Origin of the sequence: Flavobacterium sp. (genome assembly GCF_028712645.1) — a bacterium.
Classification (GTDB): domain Bacteria; phylum Bacteroidota; class Bacteroidia; order Flavobacteriales; family Flavobacteriaceae; genus Flavobacterium.
The window spans coordinates 1-2,881 of record NZ_JAQTPQ010000359.1 but is presented as its reverse complement, the minus strand read 5'-3'; the positions used below and the strand labels follow the sequence as shown (position 1 = coordinate 2,881).

Sequence of the window (2,881 nt, the reverse complement as noted above, 5' to 3'; positions counted from 1 at the left end):
CCAACGGTGTAAACAAATTGAAAAGCGACAAAAACGCCATCATTGTCATTACGCATTACCAAAGACTTTTAGACTATATTGTTCCTGATTTTGTCCACGTTTTATACAACGGAAAAATTGTAAAATCGGGCGGAAAAGAATTGGCTTACGAGCTCGAAGAAAAAGGATACGATTGGATTAAAGCGGAGAATTAAAATTTGTTTATAGTTTATAGTTTGTTGTTCGTGGTTGAACAATAAACAAAAAACCATAAACCATAAACAGTATAAAAATGGAACTTAAAGAAAAATTACTATCGTCTTTTATGGCTTTTGAAGAACAAGTTGATATTCATTCTGAACTTCACGACTTAAGAACTTCTGCTTTAAAAAACTTTGAAAATAAAGGTTTCCCAACAAAAAAAGAGGAATCTTGGAAATACACTTCGCTAAATGCCATCCTAAAAAATGACTTTACCGTTTTTCCAAAAAGCGAAAGCTCAGTTGAATTTGCAGAAGTAAAAAAATATTTCATCCACGAAATTGACACCTATAAAATTGTGTTTATAGATGGTGTTTTTAGCTCGAATTTATCTTCTACAACACACGAAGGATTAGATATTTGTTTGATGTCATCCGCTTTACAAAAGCCAAAATACAAGATGGTTATCGACAACTATTTTAACAAAATTGCCAGCAAGGACGAGAGTTTAACGACATTAAATACGGCTTTCGCCAATGAAGGAGCTTATATCAACATTCCTAAAAGTACTGTAGTTCGAAAACCAATCGAGATTATGTATTTCTCGACAGGCAACGAAGCAGCGCTTATGGTTCAACCAAGGAATTTGGTTATCGTTGGTGAAAATTCACACGTTCAAATTATTGAAAGACATCAAAGTCTGAACGACACCCGAGCCGAAGGCGAACTGAGAGAAGCTAATCCTGTTTTGACCAATTCGGTTACAGAGATTTTCGCACAAAAACGCGCTATCGTAGATTATTATAAAATTCAAAATGACGGCCTTGAAGCCAATCTAATTGATAACACTTATGTTTCCCAAAAACAGGAAACCAATGTGTCTGTAAACACTTTTTCCTTTGGTGGAAACCTGACCAGAAACAACCTGAATTTTTATCATTTTGGTGAAAGAATTGTCAGCAACCTCAACGGAATTACGATTATTGGCGAAAAACAACACGTAGATCATTATACTTTGGTGCAACATTCTACACCCAATTGTGAAAGTCACCAAGATTATAAAGGAATCTATTCAGACCGTTCGACAGGCGTTTTCAACGGAAAGATTTTCGTGGAAAAAGAAGCTCAGAAAACGAACGCTTTCCAAAAAAGTAACAATATTTTATTGGGAGACAAATCAACCATAAATGCGAAACCACAATTAGAGATTTTTGCCGATGATGTAAAATGTTCCCACGGATGCACGGTTGGGCAACTCGATGAAACGGCACTATTTTATATGCAACAACGTGGAATTCCTAAGAAAGAAGCCAAAGCTTTATTGATGTACGCCTTCTCGAATGCGTTAATCGAAAGTATCAAAATACCAGAATTAAAACAACGAATTACCAAAATTATTGCTATGAAATTAGGCGTGAAAATGGGATTTGATTTGTAGTTAATTATAATTTTAAACCCGACAGGTTTTAAAAACCTGTCGGGTTTTTTTTATTTCTTTGCTAAGCTCAATATAAAGAATATTAATCCAAAAAGACTTAATCCCAAACCTAGCAGAAAACATATTGTATTATATGGATGACCTCCTATAATTGTTGACCAAGCTAAACCATTGAAAATAAAACCTATTATCATCATAAAAATTGCTATAAATAAATTCCTGCTTTTTTTCATAATCTCATCCTTCTTTTATTTCAATTCTTTTAGGAACTCTAACTCTTCTGATAAATCCTGAAATTTTACCATCAGGAGTAAGTTGTCTATATCTAGTTTTAATGTAAGGTCTATTACCATCCGTTGGATAAAAATTTTCTGATAAATATGCCCGTTCTTCCTCATCTAATTCTCTAACAACTCCATCATTTTCAACATATACAAATTCAAACCCTTTCCCCTTTGAGCGCAAAGAGTAAATATGTCGAAAGTAAAACCTAGTGATTATAAACACAATAATAAATATAAAAAAAAGAATTATACTTTTCATATCTTAAATTTGACTTGTTAACTTCATATTATTAATTTGTACAATTACTTCTTCAAACTCCCCACAATCCCACTCAACAATCCATTAAAATCAAACTTATCGTCTTCGGTCAATCCCATTCGTACGATAACCAAATCCTGTGAAGGAAAGATAGCTACTTTTTGCCCCTGAAAACCATTGCAGGAATACAAATCTCGTGGTGCATCTGGATAATGTCCTCCTGCGTTGAGCCAAAAGTGTGCGCCATAATCTCCGTTGGAACCATTAGTTGGTGTGGCTACAAATTTTGCCCAATTTTCATCAAATAATTGCTCTCCATTCCAATTTCCTTTGTGCAAATACAACAAACCAAATTTTGCCCAATCCCTTGTTGTTGCCCAGCCGTAAGACGAACCAATATAATTTCCAGCCATATCCGTTTCGACAAGCATCGAGCTCATCCCGATTTTATCAATCAATGCTGAATACCAAAAATCTAAATATTCCTGATGTGTTTTGAATTGTTTTCTCAAAATTCCTGATAACATATTGGTCGTCCCCGAAGAATAATTCCAATGCGTGTTTGGTTTAAATTTTGCTGGTTTTTTCAATTGTGATTGACTCATATCGGCATCAAGGAAAAGCATTTTTGTCACGTCCGAAATTCCATCATAATTCTCATCCCATTCTAAACCACTGTTCATATTGAGCAAATTGGCGAGGGTGATTTTTGCCCGTTCA

The 2,881-nt window shown here is 34.5% G+C and carries 3 protein-coding genes and 1 pseudogene; 2 read left to right on the top strand and 2 right to left on the bottom strand.

Going from position 1 to position 2,881, the window contains the following annotated elements:
• Positions 1-194: pseudogene (gene sufC / locus PHC28_RS17830) on the top strand (Fe-S cluster assembly ATPase SufC); the annotation flags it as partial.
• 77 nt (positions 195-271) lie between these two features.
• Positions 272-1,618, top strand: coding sequence for a Fe-S cluster assembly protein SufD (sufD, locus tag PHC28_RS17825; protein WP_300103689.1), 1,347 nt, complete (start codon positions 272-274; stop codon positions 1,616-1,618).
• Positions 1,619-1,855: 237 nt separating this feature from the next.
• Here the strand turns inward: sufD and PHC28_RS17820 are convergent, their stop codons facing one another.
• Both PHC28_RS17820 and PHC28_RS17815 read right to left on the bottom strand, forming a co-directional pair.
• Positions 1,856-2,083 carry a hypothetical protein gene (locus PHC28_RS17820; RefSeq protein ID WP_300103687.1) on the bottom strand — a complete coding sequence of 76 codons (228 nt, stop codon included), beginning with the start codon at positions 2,081-2,083 and terminating at the stop codon, positions 1,856-1,858.
• Positions 2,084-2,205: 122 nt separating this feature from the next.
• On the bottom strand, positions 2,206-2,881 hold a 676-nt coding region (locus PHC28_RS17815), incomplete at its 5' end, for a serine hydrolase (RefSeq protein ID WP_300103685.1).

Coding starts and splice junctions, on each gene's coding strand:
- sufD (WP_300103689.1), top strand. CDS start 272: ATGGAACTTAAAGAAAAATTACTATCGTCTTTTATGGCTTTTGAAGAA.